This is a genomic window from Streptomyces sp. NPDC048461 (genome assembly GCF_055587105.1).
Window position 1 is genome coordinate 112,688 of sequence record NZ_JBVJGW010000002.1, and the last position, 18,687, is coordinate 131,374.

The 18,687-nt window shown below is 70.8% G+C and carries 13 protein-coding genes; 8 read left to right on the forward strand and 5 right to left on the reverse strand.

Annotated elements, in window-relative coordinates; genetic code table 11:
- The first annotated feature begins 82 nt into the window (after positions 1-82).
- Positions 83-454: a peptidase inhibitor family I36 protein gene (locus ACZ6S8_RS03515; RefSeq protein ID WP_469452065.1), complete on the forward strand. Its 372-nt coding sequence runs from the start codon at positions 83-85 to the stop codon at positions 452-454.
- Between the two features lie 67 nt (positions 455-521).
- Here the strand turns inward: ACZ6S8_RS03515 and ACZ6S8_RS03520 are convergent, their stop codons facing one another.
- Together ACZ6S8_RS03520 and ACZ6S8_RS03525 are read right to left on the reverse strand one after the other, a co-directional pair.
- Positions 522-2,051: a helix-turn-helix domain-containing protein gene (locus ACZ6S8_RS03520; RefSeq protein WP_469452067.1), complete on the reverse strand. Its 1,530-nt coding sequence runs from the start codon at positions 2,049-2,051 to the stop codon at positions 522-524.
- A 57-nt stretch (positions 2,052-2,108) separates the two neighbouring features.
- Positions 2,109-2,591, reverse strand: coding sequence for a MarR family winged helix-turn-helix transcriptional regulator (locus tag ACZ6S8_RS03525; protein WP_469452069.1), 483 nt, complete (start codon positions 2,589-2,591; stop codon positions 2,109-2,111).
- A 108-nt stretch (positions 2,592-2,699) separates the two neighbouring features.
- On the opposite strand from ACZ6S8_RS03525, the gene ACZ6S8_RS03530 reads away from it, so the two are divergent.
- A complete protein-coding gene (locus tag ACZ6S8_RS03530) occupies positions 2,700-3,584 on the forward strand; it encodes a haloalkane dehalogenase (protein ID WP_469452071.1) in 885 nt (294 codons plus the stop codon).
- A gap of 100 nt (positions 3,585-3,684) precedes the next feature.
- Here ACZ6S8_RS03530 and ACZ6S8_RS03535 read toward each other — a convergent pair whose 3' ends face one another.
- The gene (locus ACZ6S8_RS03535) at positions 3,685-5,643 is read right to left on the reverse strand and encodes an amidohydrolase (RefSeq protein WP_469452072.1); all 1,959 of its coding nucleotides are present in this window, start codon (positions 5,641-5,643) and stop codon (positions 3,685-3,687) included.
- A gap of 106 nt (positions 5,644-5,749) precedes the next feature.
- On the opposite strand from ACZ6S8_RS03535, the gene ACZ6S8_RS03540 reads away from it, so the two are divergent.
- From ACZ6S8_RS03540 to ACZ6S8_RS03560, 5 genes are all read left to right on the forward strand, one after another.
- Positions 5,750-6,751, forward strand: coding sequence for a LacI family DNA-binding transcriptional regulator (locus tag ACZ6S8_RS03540; protein WP_469452075.1), 1,002 nt, complete (start codon positions 5,750-5,752; stop codon positions 6,749-6,751).
- 155 nt (positions 6,752-6,906) lie between these two features.
- Positions 6,907-9,621: an aconitate hydratase AcnA gene (gene acnA / locus ACZ6S8_RS03545; protein ID WP_469452077.1), complete on the forward strand. Its 2,715-nt coding sequence runs from the start codon at positions 6,907-6,909 to the stop codon at positions 9,619-9,621.
- A 345-nt stretch (positions 9,622-9,966) separates the two neighbouring features.
- On the forward strand, positions 9,967-11,415 hold the full coding sequence (gene ngcE / locus ACZ6S8_RS03550) for an N-acetylglucosamine/diacetylchitobiose ABC transporter substrate-binding protein (protein ID WP_469452079.1): 1,449 nt from the start codon (positions 9,967-9,969) through the stop codon (positions 11,413-11,415).
- A gap of 43 nt (positions 11,416-11,458) precedes the next feature.
- Complete coding sequence (locus ACZ6S8_RS03555; protein WP_469452081.1) at positions 11,459-12,403, forward strand: carbohydrate ABC transporter permease; 945 nt, start codon at positions 11,459-11,461, stop codon at positions 12,401-12,403.
- 14 nt (positions 12,404-12,417) lie between these two features.
- Complete coding sequence (locus ACZ6S8_RS03560; protein WP_469452083.1) at positions 12,418-13,350, forward strand: carbohydrate ABC transporter permease; 933 nt, start codon at positions 12,418-12,420, stop codon at positions 13,348-13,350.
- Positions 13,351-13,403: 53 nt separating this feature from the next.
- Here ACZ6S8_RS03560 and ACZ6S8_RS03565 read toward each other — a convergent pair whose 3' ends face one another.
- Both ACZ6S8_RS03565 and mgtA read right to left on the reverse strand, forming a co-directional pair.
- Entirely contained in the window at positions 13,404-14,129 is a 726-nt protein-coding gene (locus ACZ6S8_RS03565; RefSeq protein ID WP_469452085.1) for an MgtC/SapB family protein, read from the reverse strand.
- A gap of 34 nt (positions 14,130-14,163) precedes the next feature.
- On the reverse strand, positions 14,164-16,884 hold the full coding sequence (gene mgtA, locus ACZ6S8_RS03570) for a magnesium-translocating P-type ATPase (RefSeq protein WP_469452086.1): 2,721 nt from the start codon (positions 16,882-16,884) through the stop codon (positions 14,164-14,166).
- Between the two features lie 585 nt (positions 16,885-17,469).
- Here mgtA and ACZ6S8_RS03575 point away from each other — a divergent pair.
- Positions 17,470-18,684, forward strand: coding sequence for an ROK family transcriptional regulator (locus ACZ6S8_RS03575; RefSeq protein ID WP_469452089.1), 1,215 nt, complete (start codon positions 17,470-17,472; stop codon positions 18,682-18,684).
- Positions 18,685-18,687: the final 3 nt, after the last annotated feature.

Genomic DNA, 18,687 nt, shown 5'->3' on the forward strand with positions numbered 1-18,687 from the left:
GGAACGGCCCGCGGCTCCCGCGGCGAGTGCCGACTCGCCGTCCCGTTGTGAGACGAACGAACTCTGAACAAGGAGAACCGTGATGAACAAGCGTGCACTCGGAGCCCTGGCCGCGGCAGCGGCCATCACCGGCCTGCTGGGGGCGGCGCCGACGGCCTCGGCCGCCGGGGTACCGGCAGGCTGCGACAAGGGCTACTTCTGCGTCTACTCGGGTGACTACGGGACGGGCCGGCTCGTCCTGAAGTCGGACGGCAACTGGTCGGGCACGGTGACCGGCCGCTCCATCTTCAACAACGGCGCACCCTTCCCCGGCCTCGACCACATCCAGGTCGACTGGAAGGGCATCGGCCCTGGCACGGAATGCGTCCACTACTACCCCGGCCCCGGCGACTACGGCATCAACTTCAACCACGACGCCGTCATCACCAAGGTGACATGGCGCGGGGAGTGCTAGTACGCGGCGAGGGGTCCGGTCCGAGCGGGACCGGACCCCTCACCGCGCACTGCTCGGTCAGCGGGGCCTAGATGTCGCGGAAGATCTCGATCTGGGCGCCCACCGAGTTGAGGCGCTCGGCCAGTTCCTCGTAGCCGCGGTTGATGACGTAGACGTTGCGGAGCACCGAGGTGCCCTCCGCCGCCATCATCCCCAGCAGGACCACGACCGCCGGGCGGAGCGCCGGCGGGCACATCATCTCCGCCGCGCGCCAGCGCGTCGGGCCCTCGACCAGGACGCGGTGGGGGTCCAGGAGCTGGAGGCGGCCGCCGAGGCGGTTGAGGTCCGTCAGGTAGATGGCCCGGTTGTCGTACACCCAGTCGTGGATCAGGGTCTGGCCCTGGGCGACGGCCGCGATGGCCGCGAAGAACGGGACGTTGTCGATGTTCAGCCCGGGGAACGGCATCGGGTGGATCTTGTCGATCGGGGCTTCGAGCTTGGACGGGCGGACCGTGAGGTCGACGAGGCGGGTGCGGCCGTTGTCGGCCACGTACTCCGCCGAGCGGTCGTGGTCCAGGCCCATCTCCTCCAGCACCGCGAGCTCGATCTCCATGAACTCGATCGGGACGCGGCGGATCGTCAGCTCCGACTCCGTGACCACCGCGGCGGCGAGCAGGCTCATCGCCTCGACCGGGTCCTCGGAGGGGGAGTAGTCCACGTCGACGTCGATGTTCGGGATGCCGTGCACGGTGAGGGTGGTCGTGCCGATGCCCTCGACCTCGACGCCGAGCGCCTCCAGGAAGAAGCAGAGGTCCTGGACCATGTAGTTGGAGGAGGCGTTGCGGATGACGGTGACGCCGTCGTGCCGGGCCGCGGCCAGCAGCGCGTTCTCGGTGACCGTGTCCCCGCGCTCGGTCAGCACGATCGGGCGGTCCGGGGAGACCCCGGCCTCGACCTGCGCGTGGTAGATGCCCTCGGTCGCGGTGATGTCCAGGCCGAACCGGCGCAGGGCGATCATGTGCGGCTCGATGGTGCGGGTGCCGAGGTCGCAGCCGCCCGCGTACGGGAGGCGGAAGTGGTCCATCCGGTGGAGCAGGGGTCCCAGGAACATGATGATGCTCCGGGTCCGGCGGGCGGCGTCCGCGTCCATGGACTCCATGTCGAGGCGGGCCGGCGGGACGAGTTCGAGGTCCACGCCGTCGTTGATCCAGCGGCTGCGCACGCCGATGGAGTTCAGGACCTCCAGCAGGCGGTAGACCTCCTCGATGCGGGCCACCCGCCGCAGCACCGTACGGCCCTTGTTGAGCAGCGAGGCGCACAGCAGGGCGACACACGCGTTCTTGCTCGTCTTCACGTCGATGGCGCCGGAGAGCCGGCGGCCGCCGACCACCCGCAGGTGCATCGGTCCGGCGTAGCCCAGAGAGACGATCTCGCTGTCGAGGGCCTCGCCGATGCGGGCGATCATCTCAAGGCTGATGTTCTGGTTGCCGCGCTCGATCCGGTTCACGGCACTCTGGCTGGTGCCGAGTGCGTCGGCGAGCTGACTCTGTGTCCAGCCCCGGTGCTGCCGGGCGTCACGGATGAGCTTGCCGATGCGTACGAGGTAGTCGTCTGCCATGGCTGCACGGTATCTCAGATATGAGATGCCGACCGCGCGGGGTGCGCCATACGGGTGTTACCGACCGTCAGCTCCCATCGTGCCGTCCGCGGGCGCGTGGTGCGCGACGAGACGGCCGAGCAGGTGAACCAGTTGCTCCCGCTCCTGGTGGGACAGGGGGGACAGCAGTTCCTCCTGGGCCGCGTCGAGGAGCTGTTCCAGCTTGCGCAGCCGCCGCCGGCCGAGCGGTGTGAGAGTGACGACATTGCGCCTGCGGTCCCCGGGATCGGGGGCCCGCTCGACGAGTTCGCGCTCGACGAGCTCGTTGATGACGGCCACCAGGTCGCTCCGGTGGATGCCGGTGCGCCCGCTCAACGCGGCCTGGCTCGCTGGTCCGGACTCCTCCAGGGCGACCAGGGCGGCATAGTGCCATTTGCGGGCATCTGCCCCGCTCAGCCCTTCCGCCACCAGCCGCTGCGCGTGTGTCGAGGCCTGCCCGAGCAGCCGGCTGGGCAGGTTCCGCAGCCGCTCGGGGACGGCTCCGCCCTCGTCCGTGGTCATGGGGGGAGGGTACCCGTTGCGTTGGTCGCACCAACGGTATAGCTTCGTTGGTGTGGCTAACGTTTGTTACGCCAACGAATGACCAGCCCATCGCGAAGGGGGCCTCCGATGGCCACGACCGCCGTACTCGGCTCGACGATGCACCACGAGGAGCGCGGCGCGGACGCCCCCGGCGTCCCCTTCGTGTTCCTGCACGGCAACCCGACCTCCTCCCACCTGTGGCGCCACGTGCTGCCCCGGATCGACGGGCGGGTCCGCGTCCTGGCCCCCGACCTCATCGGCATGGGCCGCTCCGGCAAACCGGGCGGCGCGTACCGATTCGCCGACCACGCCCGGTACCTCGACGCCTGGTTCGACGCCCTCGGGCTCGACGAGGCCGTCCTCGTCGGCCAGGACTGGGGCGGGGCGCTCGCCCTCGACCGGGCCGCCCGGCACCCCGGACGGGTCCGCGGCGTCGCCCTCATGGAGACGATCCTGCGGCCGATGACCTGGGAGGAGCACCCGCCCGCTTCCCGCGCCCGGTTCGAGGCGATGCGCACCCCCGGGGTGGGGGAGGAGATGGTCCTGGACCGGAACCTCTTCATCGAGGAAAGCCTCGGGCGGACGGTGTCGCAGCCGCTGTCCGAGGAGGACCGTGCCGTGTACGCGGCCCCCTACCCGACCCCCGAGAGCCGGCGGCCGCTGCTCCAGTGGGCCCGCTCGATGCCGCTCGACGGCGAGCCGGCGGACGTCGTCGCCCGCGTCGGCGCGTACGCCGCCTGGCTGGGCGCGAGCCCGGAGGTGCCCAAGCTCCTGCTGACCTTCGGCGGTTCGCCCACCCTGATGGTGGGCGACGCGCTCGCCACCTGGTGCCGGGAGCACGTCTCCGCGCTGGAGACGGCGTACTGCGGCGCCGCCGCCCACCTCTGCCCGGAGGACCGGCCCGAGGAGATCGCCGCCGCGCTCAACGCCTGGGCGGCCCGCCACGGCCTGGCGGAGCGCCCGGCGCGGTAGGCGGCGCCGGCCTTCCGGGATGCCGTACGGAACCCCCGGCCCCCGCCCCCGGCCCCCGCCCCCGGACCGGGACCCGGCGCCCCCGGCCGGCGCCCCCGCCTCAGCCCGCCCCGCAGCCGCACGCGCGGTGGCGGCCGCCGTGCACCGCCGCGTACGACGCGGGCCGCGGCGCGGACGCCGCCCCGCGCGCCGCCCGGGCCGAAGCCGCCCGCCCCGCCGCCGAGTCGGCGTCGTGCACCACCCGGCCCCCGACCAGGGTCATCCGTACCCGCGTCCCGCTGATGTCGGCCACCGGGCAGCGGGTCACGTCCCGGTCCAGCACCACCAGGTCCGCCGCCCTGCCCTGCTCCACCGTTCCCGTCAGACCCTCCTGACGCAGCTGCCACGCCGTCCCGGACGTGTGCATCCGCAGGACCGAGCTCCGGCCCAGCCCCTCCAGCTCCCGGTACAGCGGGCCCGAGCCGTGGGCGCCCTGCCGGTCGACCGCCGTCCGGAGCTGGTTCCACACCTGGAGCGCGTCCACGGGCCAGTCGGAGCCGCCGGACAGCCGCGCCCCCGCCTTCTCCAGGCTGCGCGCCGGGTACATCCACCGGTGGCGCCGCGGCCCGATGTACGGCAGCAGCGCCTCCATCGTCCAGGTGTCCTCGGCCGCCCACTGGAGCTGCATGCAGGCCGCCACGCCCAGTTGCGCGAAGCGCCGCAGGTCGGCCGGGTCCACGAGCTGGAGGTGCGCCACCGCGTTGCGCGGGTCGCGCAGCCCGGTCACCCGGCGCGCGTACGCGTACCCGTCCAGCGCCGTCCGCACGGCCCGGTCGCCCAGCCCGTGCGCGTGCATCTGCCACCCGGCGGAGTTGAAGGCCGCGGTCAGCCGGCCGTAGTCCGCCGCCGAGGTGTAGAGCTCGCCGCGGTTGGCCGTCGGCTTCCCCGCCCCGTCCAGGTACGGAGCCAGCAGCGCGGCCGTCTGCGCCGGGTACTCGATCACCCCGTCCAGGAACACCTTCACCATGCCGAACCGCAGGTCCGGCACCCCCTCGAACTCCCGCCGCAGTCCCCGCGCGTACGCCAGCGCCGCCGCCGGGTCCTTCGCCTGCGCGGCGTCGAGCCGGATCGCCGGGACGATCCGCTGCGGCAGCCGGCCCGACCCGGCGAGCTCCCGGTAGAGCCCCAACTCGTGCCGTCCCGCGAGGGCGTCCATCATGGTGGTGACCCCGGAGGCGGCCGCCAGCCCCAGCACCTCGGCGCACGCCGCGACCAGCTCCGCCCGGGACGGCTCCGGCACGTGCCGCTTCACCAGGTCCTGGGCGTCGTCCTTGAGCACGCCCGTCGGCTGCCCGTCCGCCCCCTTCACGATCCTGCCGCCCACCGGGTCGGGCGTCGCCGCGGTGATCCCGGCGACGTCCAGGGCCCGGCGGTTCGCCCAGAGGTTGTGACCGTCGCCGCCGACCAGGATCACCGGCCGGCGGGTCGCCAGCGCGTCCAGCACCGCGTGGTGCGGCACGCTCCCCGTCGGCAGGAGACCGACCGGGTTCCAGTCCTCGACCACCAGCCAGCGGTCCGGCTCCGCCGCCGCGCCCCCGGTGTCGGCGAGGAAGCCGGTCAGGATCGCCAGCAGCTCGTCCCGGGTCGTCTCCGCCCCCTCCAGGGAGGGCCGCAGCGACCGGTCCCCGGCGCCCAGCGGGTGCACGTGCCCGTCGTGGATGCCGCTCATCACCGTGTTGCCGCACGCGTCGACGGTGTCGGTGTCCCGCCCGACGTACCGGCGCAGCGCCGCGTCGGAGCCGGTGGCCAGGATGCGCCCGTCCCGGCCGACGGCCACGGCCTGTGCCGGGCGGCCCCCGTCGACCCCGCTGAACACCCGCGCGTTGTGGATGACCAGCGCCGCCGAACCGCGCGAGGAGGGCGCCGCCTGCGCGGCCGCCGGACCGGCCGCGGTACCCAGCAGACCGGCCGCGCCCGCGACGCCGGCCGCCGCGAGGAGCCCCCGCCGGGACAGCGCGCGGGGAGCCGCGGGGGAAGGGGACGGGGGAGTCGACGGGGAAGGGGACGGGGAAGACGTCATGGCCACTCCGAACGTTGGGTGTGGCCAGGACACTCTTTGGTTAAGGCCGTAACCGGAACCCGTCCCGGGCGACGGAATCCGCAGGTCGCGTCCGTACGATGACCGCGTGCCCGGACCCGGACCGACCATCGCCGACATCGCGCGCGCCGCGGAGGTCTCCACCGCGACCGTCTCGCACGCCCTCAACGGCACCGGCCGCCTCGGCGAGGGCACCCGCCGCCGGGTCCGCGAGACGGCGGCCTCCCTCGGCTACGGCGTCCGCCGGGGCCCGCGCACGCGCACCCTCGGCATCGCCGTCACCACCTACGCCGGCTCGGCCTGGGACTACGCGGGCGTCGCCTACTTCTCCCGGCTCCTGACCGCCGCGACCTCCGCCGCGCACGCCCGCGGCTACGCCCTGACCACCCTGCCCGCCGACCGCGGAGCCGAGCCCCTGTGGCACACCCTCGCCGTCGACGGGATGCTGCTCCTCGACAGCCCGGACGGCGACGCCGTGCTCCGGGCCCTGCGGGCGCGCGGGCTGCCGGTGGTGTTCGACGGCCGCCCCGCCGACCCCCTGCCCGGCGACGTGTGGGTGGACAACGACCACGCCGCCGCCACCGCCGCCGTCCTCGACCACCTCGCCGCGTCCGGGGCCCGCCGCATCGCCCTGCACGCCGGCTACGGCCGCGAGCACTACACGGGAGCCGTCACCGCGGCCCACGCCCGCTGGTGCGCGGAGCGGGGCCGCCCCGCCGTGGTGGTCCCCTTCGACCCCGAGGACGCGGCCGGACACGCCTTCGACGCGGTCTTCGCCGCGCCCGGCCGCCCCGACGCCGTCTACTGCGCGTACGACCCCGGCGGCCGGCAGGTGCTCGCGGCCGCCGCGCGCCACGGGATCCGTACGCCCCGGGACCTGCTCCTGGTCTGCGCGAGCGAGGATCCGGCGTACGGGAGCCACGAGCCCGCCGTGACCACCGTCACGCTGCATCCCGAGCGGATCGCCGTGACGGCGGTGTCCGCGCTGGTCACACTGATCGAATCCGGGCAAGCGGAATCCCCGGGGCAGTACACCGTGCCGACAGGTCTACGGGTGCGCGCCTCGTCCCTTCCCCCGGACATGTACTAGAGTTATCTCGACATCGAGATATCTGCCGAGAGGCGTACCGCAGCCGTCCCGCTGGTAAGGGTTACCTAACTTAGCCTCACCTTAGCGGATTGGCCAGAGTGCCACGCGGCAGGATTGCGGTAAAACGCGCGAATTCATGCATGAAGGAGACTGTCGTGTCGGCGAACAGCTTCGACGCCCGCAGCACGCTGCAGGTGGGCGACGAGTCGTACGAGATCTTCAAGCTGGACAAGGTCGAGGGCTCCGCCCGCCTTCCCTACAGCCTGAAGGTCCTGCTGGAGAACCTGCTCCGTACCGAGGACGGCGCGAACATCACCGCCGACCACATCCGGTCGCTCGGCAACTGGGACTCGCAGGCCCAGCCCAGCGAGGAGATCCAGTTCACGCCGGCTCGCGTGATCATGCAGGACTTCACCGGCGTTCCCTGTGTCGTGGACCTCGCCACCATGCGCGAGGCCGTGAAGGCCCTCGGCGGCGACCCGGCGAAGATCAACCCGCTCTCGCCCGCCGAGATGGTCATCGACCACTCGGTCATCGCCGACAAGTTCGGCACGGCCGACGCGTTCGCCCAGAACGTCGAGCTGGAGTACGGCCGCAACAAGGAGCGCTACCAGTTCCTGCGCTGGGGCCAGACCGCCTTCGACGACTTCAAGGTCGTCCCCCCGGGCACCGGCATCGTCCACCAGGTCAACATCGAGCACCTGGCCCGTACGATCATGGTCCGCAACGGCCAGGCGTACCCCGACACCCTCGTCGGCACCGACTCGCACACCACGATGGTCAACGGTCTGGGCGTACTGGGCTGGGGCGTCGGCGGCATCGAGGCCGAGGCCGCGATGCTCGGCCAGCCGGTCTCCATGCTGATCCCGCGCGTCGTCGGCTTCAAGCTGACCGGCGAGCTGCCGGCCGGCACCACCGCCACCGACCTCGTGCTGACCATCACCGAGATGCTCCGCAAGCACGGTGTCGTCGGCAAGTTCGTCGAGTTCTACGGTGAGGGCGTCGCCGCCACCTCGCTGGCGAACCGCGCCACCATCGGCAACATGTCGCCGGAGTTCGGTTCCACCGCCGCCGTCTTCCCGATCGACGGGGAGACCCTGAAGTACCTGCGCCTGACCGGCCGCGACGCCCAGCAGGTCGCGCTCGTCGAGGCGTACGCCAAGGAGCAGGGCCTCTGGCTCGACCCGGCCGCCGAGCCGGACTTCTCCGAGCGGCTGGAGCTCGACCTCTCCACGGTCGTCCCCTCCATCGCCGGCCCGAAGCGCCCGCAGGACCGCATCGTCCTCGCCAACGCCTCGCAGCAGTTCGCGCTCGACGTGCGCAACTACGTCAACGACGACGAGGAGGCCGGCAAGGAGTCCTTCCCGGCGTCCGACGCCCCGGCGTCCTCCAACGGCGTGCCGACCAAGCCCACCCCGGTGACCCTGGCCGACGGCACCTCCTTCGAGATCGACCACGGCGCCGTCACCGTCGCCGCGATCACCTCGTGCACCAACACCTCGAACCCCTACGTCATGGTGGCGGCCGCCCTCGTGGCGAAGAAGGCCGTCGAGAAGGGCCTCGCCCGCAAGCCGTGGGTCAAGACCACCCTGGCGCCGGGCTCGAAGGTCGTCACCGACTACTTCGACAAGGCCGGTCTGACCCCGTACCTCGACAAGATGGGCTTCAACCTCGTCGGGTACGGCTGCACCACCTGCATCGGCAACTCGGGTCCGCTGGAGGAGGAGATCTCCAAGGCGATCAACGACGCCGACCTCGCGGTCACCTCGGTCCTCTCGGGCAACCGCAACTTCGAGGGGCGCATCAACCCCGACGTCAAGATGAACTACCTGGCCTCCCCGCCGCTGGTCGTCGCGTACGCCATCGCGGGCTCCATGAAGGTGGACATCACCCGGGACGCCATCGCCACCGACTCCGAGGGCAAGCCGGTCTTCCTCGCGGACATCTGGCCCACCGAGGCCGAGGTCAACGACGTCGTCGCGAACGCCATCGGCGAGGACATGTTCAACAAGTCCTACCAGGACGTCTTCGCTGGCGACGCCCAGTGGCAGGCGCTGGAGATCCCGACCGGCAACACCTTCGAGTGGGACCCGCAGTCCACCTACGTGCGCAAGCCCCCCTACTTCGAGGGCATGACGATGGAGACCACCCCGGTCTCCGACATCGCCGGCGCGCGCGTGCTGGCGAAGCTGGGCGACTCGGTCACCACCGACCACATCTCCCCGGCCGGTGCGATCAAGGCCGACACCCCGGCCGGCAAGTACCTCACGGAGCACGGCGTCGAGCGCCGCGACTTCAACTCGTACGGTTCCCGCCGCGGCAACCACGAGGTCATGATCCGCGGTACCTTCGCCAACATCCGCCTCCGCAACCAGATCGCGGCGGGCACCGAGGGCGGCTTCACCCGCGACTTCACCGTCGAGGGCGCGCCGGTCTCCTTCATCTACGACGCCTCGCAGAACTACCAGGCCGCCGGCATCCCGCTGGTCATCCTGGCGGGCAAGGAGTACGGCTCGGGCTCGTCCCGCGACTGGGCCGCCAAGGGCACCGCGCTGCTCGGCGTCAAGGCCGTCATCGCCGAGTCCTACGAGCGCATCCACCGCTCCAACCTGATCGGCATGGGCGTCCTGCCCCTGCAGTTCCCCGAGGGCGCCACCGCGGCCTCCCTGGGCCTCACCGGCGAGGAGACCTTCGCCTTCACCGGTGTGGAGGAGCTGAACAACGGCACCACCCCGCGCACCGTCAAGGTGACCACCGACACCGGTGTGGAGTTCGACGCGGTCGTCCGCATCGACACGCCGGGCGAGGCGGACTACTACCGCAACGGCGGCATCATGCAGTACGTGCTCCGCAACCTCATCCGAGGCTGAGAGGCGCGCCAGGCGGAGCCGAATCAGTCGGGTCGGCTCCGCCAGTCGGCACCATAGGGCCGTATCCCCGTACCCGGGGGTGCGGCCCTTCCGTCTGTTCCGGTGCCGTCGGCGGCGCCGGGTCAGGTGACGGTGAGGTCTCAACTCGGAAAAGCCGGAGCTGATCCTTGTGCATGATCTTGCTCACTCAAGCGGAAGTGGACTATACCTGTGCCCGTCCGGACCACCGCGAATCGAGCGGTCCCGGACCGGGGGACGGCGGGGACCTGCGGTGATGCCGCATGCGCGGCAACTGCCGGGCCGGCCCGCTTCCTTCACACTTCTGACGAAGGCGAGGACTTGAGCATGGGATCCACCTCCGCCCACGGCGAGAACAGCACCGACGGCCTCGGCCGCCGGGACCTGATCAAGCGCTCCGCGGCACTCGGCCTGATCACTGTGCCGACGATGAGCTTCCTGTCCGCGTGCGCCTCCGGCGCCGAGGAAGCCCCCAAGGGCGGTGCCCCCAAGGGGGCGGTCACCAAGGAGAACCCCTTCGGCGTCGCCAAGGGCGGCAAGCTCGACGTCGTCGTCTTCAAGGGCGGCTTCGGCGACGACTACGCGAAGGCCTGGGAGGCCGCCTTCGACAAGAAGTGGGGCACCACCAGCTCCCACCTGGGCACCCAGGAGATCACCGCCAAGCTCCAGCCGCGCTTCAACGCCGGCAACCCGCCGGACGTCGTCGACGACTCGGGTGCCCAGCAGATCAAGCTGGACGTCCTGGCCAAGGGCGGCCAGCTCGCCGACCTCACCGCCGTGCTCGACGCGCCCTCCCTGGACGACCCGACGAAGAAGGTGCGCGACACCCTCGTCGAGGGGGCCTACGAACAGGGCCTCCAGGGCGGCAAGTTCGTGGTCCTCAAGTACGTCTACGCCGTCTTCGGCCTCTGGTACTCGGGCAAGCTCTTCAAGGAGAAGGGCTGGGCCCCGCCGAAGACGTGGGACGAGTTCCTGGCCGTCTGCACCAAGGCCAAGGAGGCGGGCATCGGCGGCCTCGCCCACCAGGGCAAGTTCCCGTACTACATCAACGTCGTCATCATGGACCTGATCGCCAAGAAGGGCGGTCTGGACGCCATGAAGGCGATCGACAACCTGGAGCCGAACGCCTTCGAGAACAACCCGGCCGCCCTCGCCGCCGTCGAGGCCGTCTACGAGGTCGTGGAGAAGGGCCTCCTGCTGCCCGGCACCAACGGCCTCACCCACACGGAGTCCCAGACCGCCTGGAACCAGTACAAGGCCGCCTTCATCCCCAGCGGCTCCTGGCTGGAGAACGAGCAGCTCAAGCAGACCCCGGAGGACTTCGACATGAAGTTCCTGCCGATCCCGCTGCTGGCGGACAGCAAGCTGCCCCTCGAGGCCATCCGCGCCGGTGTGGACGAGCCCTTCATCGTTCCCGAGAAGGCCGCCAACAAGGCCGCGGGCATGGAGTTCCTCCGCTCGATGCTCTCCCGCGAGTGGTCCACGATCTTCGCCCAGCAGGCCAACTCCCTCACCGTCGTCAAGGACGGCGTGGACCCCGCCGTCAAGCTCCGCCCGGGCACCCAGTCGGCCGTCGAGGCCCTCAAGGCCGCCGGCAGCAACACCTTCAGCTACCAGTACCCGGACTGGTACAGCGAGATGGACACCGAGATCCAGAACGCGTCCAATGAGCTGATGGCCCAGCGCATCCAGCCGAAGGAATGGATCAAGCGGGCCCAGGCTGCGGTAGACAAGGCTGCCAAGGACCCGAACGCGAAGAACAACAAGCGCAGCTGACGACGCGTCCACCGGACACCCGGCAACACCAGGGACGGACACCATGAGCCACGCAGCCCAGGGGAGGGGGAAGGCCGGCTTCATCACCGGCTTCCTCATCGCACCGATCGCGCTGTACCTGACCTTCGTCATCTGGCCGTATGTTCAGACATTCGGCTATTCCTTCACCAACTGGTCGGGCCAGTCGCCGGTCTTCGACTTCGTCGGCCTGGACAACTACACGGCGCTGCTGCAGGACGAGGTCTTCCGCGGCGCGCTCTGGCACAACCTGCTGCTCCTGGTGTTCGTCCCGGTGATCACCATCCTGCTCGCCCTCTTCTTCGCCTTCATGGTGAACGCGGGAGGGCGCAGCGGGGCCGGCGGCGTGCAGGGCGTCTCCGGCTCGCGCTTCTACAAGATCGTCTACTTCTTCCCCCAGGTCCTCTCCCTCGCGATCCTCGCCGTGCTGTTCGGCGCGATCTACCGCAGCGACGAGGGGGGCCTGCTCAACGGCTTCCTCATCAAGACCGGCCTGGTCGACCCGCAGCACCCGGTCGAATGGCTCAACGAGCCGAACTTCGTCCTCTGGTGCCTGCTGTTCGTGGTGGTCTGGCACGGCGTCGGCTTCTACCTCGTCCTCTTCTCCGCGGCCATGCAGTCCGTGCCGAAGGACATCTACGAGGCCGCGCTCCTCGACGGCGCCGGGCGCGCCCAGACCTTCTTCAAGGTCACCCTGCCCCTGCTGTGGGACTCTGTGCAGACCTCCGCGGTCTACCTGGGCATCGCCGCGATGGACATGTTCGTCCTGGTGTCGACCATGACCTCGGGCCAGTTCGGCGGCGGACCCGACCACCACAGCGAGGTCATGGCCACGGTGCTGATGCGCAACTTCCTGTACTTCGGCAAGAGCGGCTACGCCTGTGCCATGGGCGTGGTCATGCTCGCCCTGACCATGATCCTCTCCGTCATCACGCTGCGCGCCACCCGCCGCGAGCGCATCGAGTTCTGAAGCGGAGTGCCCTGATGACAACACAGTCCACAGTGATCAAGACTCCGGACGAAGCCGCCGCGGAGAGCTCCTCCGGAGCCGGACGGACGGGGGAGCCGGACCGGCGCTCCGAGGGCGTGGTCCTCAACGTCTTCTCGCACGGGTTCCTCGCCCTCTGGGCGATCATGATCGTGCTGCCCCTGATCTGGCTCGTCCTCGGCTCCTTCAAGACGGACGCGCAGATCGGCGGCTCCGCCCTCAGCTGGCCCTCGAACTGGCACCTGGACGCGTTCGGCCGGGCCTGGGACAAGGGCATCGGCGGCTACTTCGGCAACACCCTCGTCGTGCTGGTGTTCTCGGTGCCGCTGACCATGCTGTTCGGCTCCATGGCCGCGTACGTCCTGGCCCGCTACCCCTTCAAGGGGAACCGGGTCGTCTACTACTTCTTCGTCAGCGGCGCGATGTTCCCGGTGTTCCTCGCGCTCGTCCCGCTGTTCTTCATGGTCAAGCGCTTCGACATGCTGAACACCTACCAGGGCCTGATCCTCGTGTACGTCGCGTACTCGATGCCCTTCACCATCTTCTTCATGCACTCGTTCTTCCGGACGCTGCCCACCGCCGTGTACGAGGCGGCCGTGATCGACGGGGCGTCCGACACCCGGATCTTCTTCCAGGTGATGGTGCCGATGGCCAAGCCCGGCCTGATCAGCGTCGGGATATTCAATGTCCTGGGCCAGTGGAACCAGTACATCCTGCCCGCCGTGCTGATGCAGCCCCAGTCGAGCTCGGACCCCGAGCGCTACATGCTCACCCAGGGCCTGATCCAGCTCCAGCAGCAGATGGGGTACGAGACGGACCTGCCCGTGCTGTTCGCCGGGGCGACCATCGCGATCATCCCCATGCTGGCGGTCTACCTGTCCTTCCAGCGCCAGATCCAGGCCGGCCTGACCTCCGCCACCCTCAAGTAGCAGCCGGGCCCGGACCCCTGACGGGGGACCGGGCCCGCGCCGCGTCCCCGGGCCTACGCCCGGTCGGGGTCCGGCACCACCGCCCAGCTGACCGCCGAGACGGACGGGTCGAGCGAGAGGTTGCTGACCGCCTCCTCCAGTGCCCGGCCCTCCGGCCCCTCGGCGGTCAGCAGCGCGGACACGGTGACCAGCCCGGCCGTCGGGCCGTCCTGGCTGCGGATGGACCGCAGCTGGTACCCCGGCCGGCCCAGCGCGTCGACCAGCCGGTGCCGGATGTGGGCCTCCTCCGCCTCCAGGCACACCGCCTCGAAGTGGAAGTCGGCGGCCACCTCGGCCCCGCCGCGCGGTTCCCGGTCCAGCCGCCGGCCCAGCGGACGCAGCAGGAGGTTGGCCCCCACCACGCCCACCGTGCCGCAGGCGGCCAGGACGAACAGGCCGACCCCGGCGAGGCAGCCCACGGCCGCCGAACACCACAGGGTGGCTGCCGTGTTCAGGCCCCGGACGCTCAGCCCGTCGCGCATGATCACACCGGCGCCGAGGAACCCGATCCCGGAGACGATCTGCGCCGCGACCCGCGAGCCGTCGTAGTTCACCTCCGAGACAGCGCTGAGGAACCCGTACTGGGAGAGCAGCACGAACAGCGCCGCTCCGCCCGCGACCAGGGCGTTCGTCCGCAGGCCCGCCATCCGGGCCCGCCACTGCCGTTCCAGGCCTATCACCGCTCCGAAGCCGAGCGCGGCGGCCAGGTGCCCGGCCATCTGCCATTCGGTGAGCAGCACGGGCGTCTCCTTCCTCCGTGGGACCGGCCGGCCGTCACAGCCAGGTGTGGAACCTGCGGATGTACCAGGTCTTCACGAGCTGGGTGAGCGTGCAGTACGCGAGGAGCACGCCGATCAGCCACGGGAAATAGGCGGCCGGCAGCGCCGTGAAGCCCAGCGGGGCGGCGAGCGGCGAGAACGGCAGCCACAGCCCGGTCAGCACCGCGAGGACCGTCATCACCATCACGGGCCAGGAGGCGCGGGACTGGACGAAGGGGATCTTGCGGGTGCGGATCATGTGGACGATCAGGGTCTGCGAGAGCAGGCCCTCGATGAACCAGCCGGACTGGAAGAGCGCCTGGTGCGCTTCGCTGTTCGCCCCGAAGACGTGCCACATGATGAGGAACATCGAGATGTCGAAGATCGAGCTGACGGGGCCGATGGTGACCATGAAGCGGCCGATGCCCTTGGCGTCCCAGTTGCGGGGCTTGCGCAGGTACTCCTCGTCCATCCGGTCCCACGGGGTGGCCAGCTGGGAGATGTCGTAGACCAGGTTCTGGACCAGCAGCATGATCGCGAGCATCGGCTGGAAGGGGATGAAGGCGCTCGCGACCAGGACGGAGAAGACGTTGCCGAAGTTCGACGAGGCCGTCATCTTGATGTACTTGATGGTGTTGCCGAAGGTGGTCCGGCCCTGGATCACGCCCTGCTCCAGGACGGTCAGGTCCTTCTCCAGCAGGATGATGTCCGCCGATTCCTTGGCGATGTCCACGGCCGTGTCCACCGAGATGCCGACGTCGGCGTCGCGCAGCGCGGCAGCGTCGTTGATCCCGTCCCCGAGGAACCCGACGGTGTGCCCCTCGGCCTGCAGGGCCCGTACGATCCGGGCCTTCTGGACGGGGTTGACCTTGGCGAAGACCGTCGTACGGGCGGCCAGCGCGCGCAGTGCGGGCTCGTCGAGGGCGTCGGTCGCGGCGCCGGGCACGACGTGACCGACGTCGAGGCCGACGTCCGCGCAGACCCGGGCGGCGACGAGCTCGTTGTCGCCGGTGACCACCTTGACCGCGATGCCCTTGTCGGCCAGGCCCCGCAGCGCCCGGGCCGCGTCGGCCTTCGGCGGGTCGAGGAAGGCGAGGAAGCCGACGAGGGTGAGGCCGTCCTCGTCCGCGACGGTGTAGGTGTCGCGCGGCGCGGCGACCGTGCGGGTGGCGACGGCCAGGACGCGCAGGCCCTGCCGGTTGTTCTCCTCGGCGATGCGGGTGGCGCGGCGGCGCAGGTCCCCGGTCAGTTCGACGCGCTCACCGCGGTCCTTCATGTGGGTGCAGAGGTCCAGGACCTCCTCGACGGCGCCCTTGGTGATCACGACGTGCTCGGTGCGGCCGGGATCGCCGACGAGGGCGTTGCGGTTGAGGACCACGGACATCCGGCGCCGGGCGAAGTCGAAGGGGATCTCGTCGACCATCGAGAACCGTGCGTCGACGACAACCTCCTCGGCCTCGTTGACGCGGTCGATGACCGCCTGGTCCATCAGGTTGCGCAGGCCGGTCTGGAAGTGGGCGTTGAGGTAGCCGTACTCCAGGACCTCGCCGTCCTCCGCGCCGTGCACGTCGAGGTAGCGGTCCAGGACGATCCGGTCCTCGGTGAGGGTGCCGGTCTTGTCCGTGCAGAGCACGTCCATGGCGCCCAGGTTCTGGATCGCGTTGAGGCGCTTGACGACGACCTTGCGCCGGGACATGGCGACGGCGCCGCGGGCCAGGTTGGCCGAGACGACCATCGGCAGCATCTCCGGGGTCAGGCCGACCGCGACGGCGATACCGAAGAGGAAGGCCTCGTTCCAGTCGCCCTTGGTGAAGCCGTTGATCATGAAGACGACCGGGACCATGACGAGCATGAAGCGGATCAGCAGGAGGCTGACCCGGCGGACGCCGGTGTCGAAGTTGGTCTGCGGGCGCTCGCCCACCAGGGAGCCCGCCATCGAGCCGAAGTAGGTGTCGGAGCCGGTGGCGACGACGACGCCGGTGGCGGTGCCGGAGGTGACCGAGGTCCCCATGAGCACGAGGTTGTCGGCCTCGACCGGGTCGGTGGTCCCGGGCCGGCCGAGGTCCTCGGTCCGGATGTCGGCCTTGGCGACGGGCAGGGACTCGCCGGACAGGGCCGCCTGGCCGACCATCAGGTCCTTGGACGTGATCAGCCGCAGGTCCGCCGGGACGAGGTCCCCGGCGGCCAGCTTGACCATGTCGCCCGGGACCACCCGGTCCATGGGCACCTCGAACGTGGTGGGGCCGGAGCCGCTCCCGGCCCGGCGCTGCACGGCGCAGGTGGTGGTCACGAGCCGGCCCAGCGCGTCGGCGGCGCGGCCGGAGCGGAACTCCTGCCAGAAGCGCAGCAGTCCGCTGATCGCCACCATCACGGAAAGGATGACGACGCCCGGGTCCCCGGGGTCCTGCCAGTACATGACCGCGGCCAGGAAGACCAGGACGGCGATGAAGGGGTTCCGGTACGCCTTCGCCAGCTGGAGGTACCAGCGGGGCGCGCGCTCCTGGGCGACGGCGTTGGGGCCGTGCCGCTCCAGGCGCAGCGCGGCCTCGGCGTGGGTGAGGCCGTGGCGCGAGGCGTCGACGGACTGGAGGACCCGGACGCCCGGGAGGGCGCTCGTCCCGGCGAGCCGCTCGCCGACGAGCCGGGTGCGGGCCTCCAGCTCGGCGGCCTTGCGCTCGCGGCGGGTCCGGCCCGGCGGTGCGAGCTTCGCCGGGGTGCGAGGGGTGAGCATGGTCATGACGAATACCTCCCTCCACGGCGTCCGGGCAGCGCGGAGCCGCACGGTCACGTGGAGTGATCATGGGTCGGCGTGCGGCGTCGCGGAACGGCCGCCGGGCACACCGGTGGGCATGGATGACGCAGGCCCGACGGAGCCGTCAGGGCATGCGGAGGGGAAACGGGGGCAGGGTGACGCGGAACGCGTGGAGGCAACCACGGGGTGCCGCGGCCGTGCGCACTCGGGGAAAGGAGCGGCCGAGCCGAAGGTCAGCCGACGGGAGCGCTGCAAGGACTTCGATCGGGACTCATCCCGAACACCTCCTTGCGTAGAGCGCTGTCATCACGGGGCGCCCGGTCCGGCCGGAAAGGCCGCAGAGGATCGGCGCCTTTTCGACCGTAGCACGATCGGAGCGACCGTTCTCTCCCCCTTCTGGCCGGTAGTGGCCGATTCGTGCTGCGTCAGCCTCTTGACGTCTGGAGGCGCAAAGGCTCGACTTAAGGTTCACAAGTTGGAGAGACGCCGGGGTCTCGGAGCGCCAAGCCGTCAGGGCCCGGCTCGGGGGGCGACGGCTTGCCGTCGCTTATGGGCAGGAGTGGATGAGTCGTGCAGACTCCCGGATCGCAGTCCTCGCTGCATCGAGCGAATCTGGAACGGGTCGTGCGGGCGGTGCGGCTCGCGGGATCGCTGACCCAGGCGGAGATCGCCCGTGCCACCGGACTGTCGGCGGCCACGGTCTCCAACATCGTCCGGGAACTGAAGGAAGCCGGGACCGTCGAGGTCACGGACACGTCGGCCGGCGGCCGACGGGCCCGGAGCGTCTCGCTCAGCGGGGACGCGGGCATCGTCATCGGCGTCGACTTCGGCCACACCCACCTGCGCGTGGCGGTCGGGAACCTCGCCCACCAGGTGCTGGCCGAGGAGGCCGAGCCGCTGGACGTCGACGCCTCCTGGGCGGAGGGCTTCGACCGGGCCGAAACCCTGGTCGGACGGCTGGTCACGGGCGTCGGGGTGGGCCTGGACAAGGTCATCGGCGTCGGGCTGGGCGTGCCGGGGCCCATCGACGTGGAATCCGGGACCCTGGGCTCGACCGCGATCCTGCCGGGCTGGGCCGGGATCAACCCCCGCCAGGAGCTCTCGCAGCGCCTCGGGGTGCCCGTGTACGTGGACAACGACGCCAACCTCGGCGCGCTCGGCGAGCTGGTGTGGGGGAGCGGCCGGGGGGTCAAGGACCTCGCGTACATCAAGGTCGCCAGCGGTGTGGGCGCCGGGCTGGTGATCAACGGCCAGATCTACCGGGGGCCGGGCGGCACGGCCGGCGAGATCGGGCACATCACGCTGGACGAATCGGGCCCGGTCTGCCGCTGCGGCAACCGCGGCTGCCTGGAGACGTTCGCGGCCGCCCGGTACGTCCTGCCGCTCCTCCAGGGCACGCACGGGCCGGAGTTGACGATGGAGCGGGTGGTGGAGCTGGCCCGCGCCGGCGACCCCGGCTGCCGCCGGGTGATCACGGACGTGGGCCGCCACATCGGCAGCGGCGTGGCCAGTCTCTGCAACCTCCTGAACCCCAGCCGGGTGGTCCTGGGCGGGTCGCTCGCGGACGCCGGTGAACTGGTCCTGGCTCCCATCCGTGAATCAGTGGGGAGGTACGCGATCCCGAGCGCGGCACGCCAGTTGTCGGTGCTCACCGGCTCGCTCGGCGGGCGGGCCGAAGTGTTGGGGGCGTTGGCCCTCGTGCTCAGCGAAATGGGCGATTCAACGCTTTTGTCGGACCATGGAAGTGGACTGCGAGCACCAGCCGTCTTGTCTTCAGGTAGATAACGG

Bases quoted from the DNA above. Each gene is read 5' to 3' on its own strand.
- ACZ6S8_RS03535 (WP_469452072.1), bottom strand. From the start codon at position 5,643: ATGACGTCTTCCCCGTCCCCTTCCCCGTCGACTCCCCCGTCCCCTTCC.
- ngcE (WP_469452079.1), top strand. From the start codon at position 9,967: ATGGGATCCACCTCCGCCCACGGCGAGAACAGCACCGACGGCCTCGGC.
- mgtA (WP_469452086.1), bottom strand. From the start codon at position 16,884: ATGACCATGCTCACCCCTCGCACCCCGGCGAAGCTCGCACCGCCGGGC.
- ACZ6S8_RS03555 (WP_469452081.1), top strand. From the start codon at position 11,459: ATGAGCCACGCAGCCCAGGGGAGGGGGAAGGCCGGCTTCATCACCGGC.
- ACZ6S8_RS03525 (WP_469452069.1), bottom strand. From the start codon at position 2,591: ATGACCACGGACGAGGGCGGAGCCGTCCCCGAGCGGCTGCGGAACCTG.
- ACZ6S8_RS03515 (WP_469452065.1), top strand. From the start codon at position 83: ATGAACAAGCGTGCACTCGGAGCCCTGGCCGCGGCAGCGGCCATCACC.
- ACZ6S8_RS03530 (WP_469452071.1), top strand. From the start codon at position 2,700: ATGGCCACGACCGCCGTACTCGGCTCGACGATGCACCACGAGGAGCGC.
- ACZ6S8_RS03520 (WP_469452067.1), bottom strand. From the start codon at position 2,051: ATGGCAGACGACTACCTCGTACGCATCGGCAAGCTCATCCGTGACGCC.
- ACZ6S8_RS03560 (WP_469452083.1), top strand. From the start codon at position 12,418: ATGACAACACAGTCCACAGTGATCAAGACTCCGGACGAAGCCGCCGCG.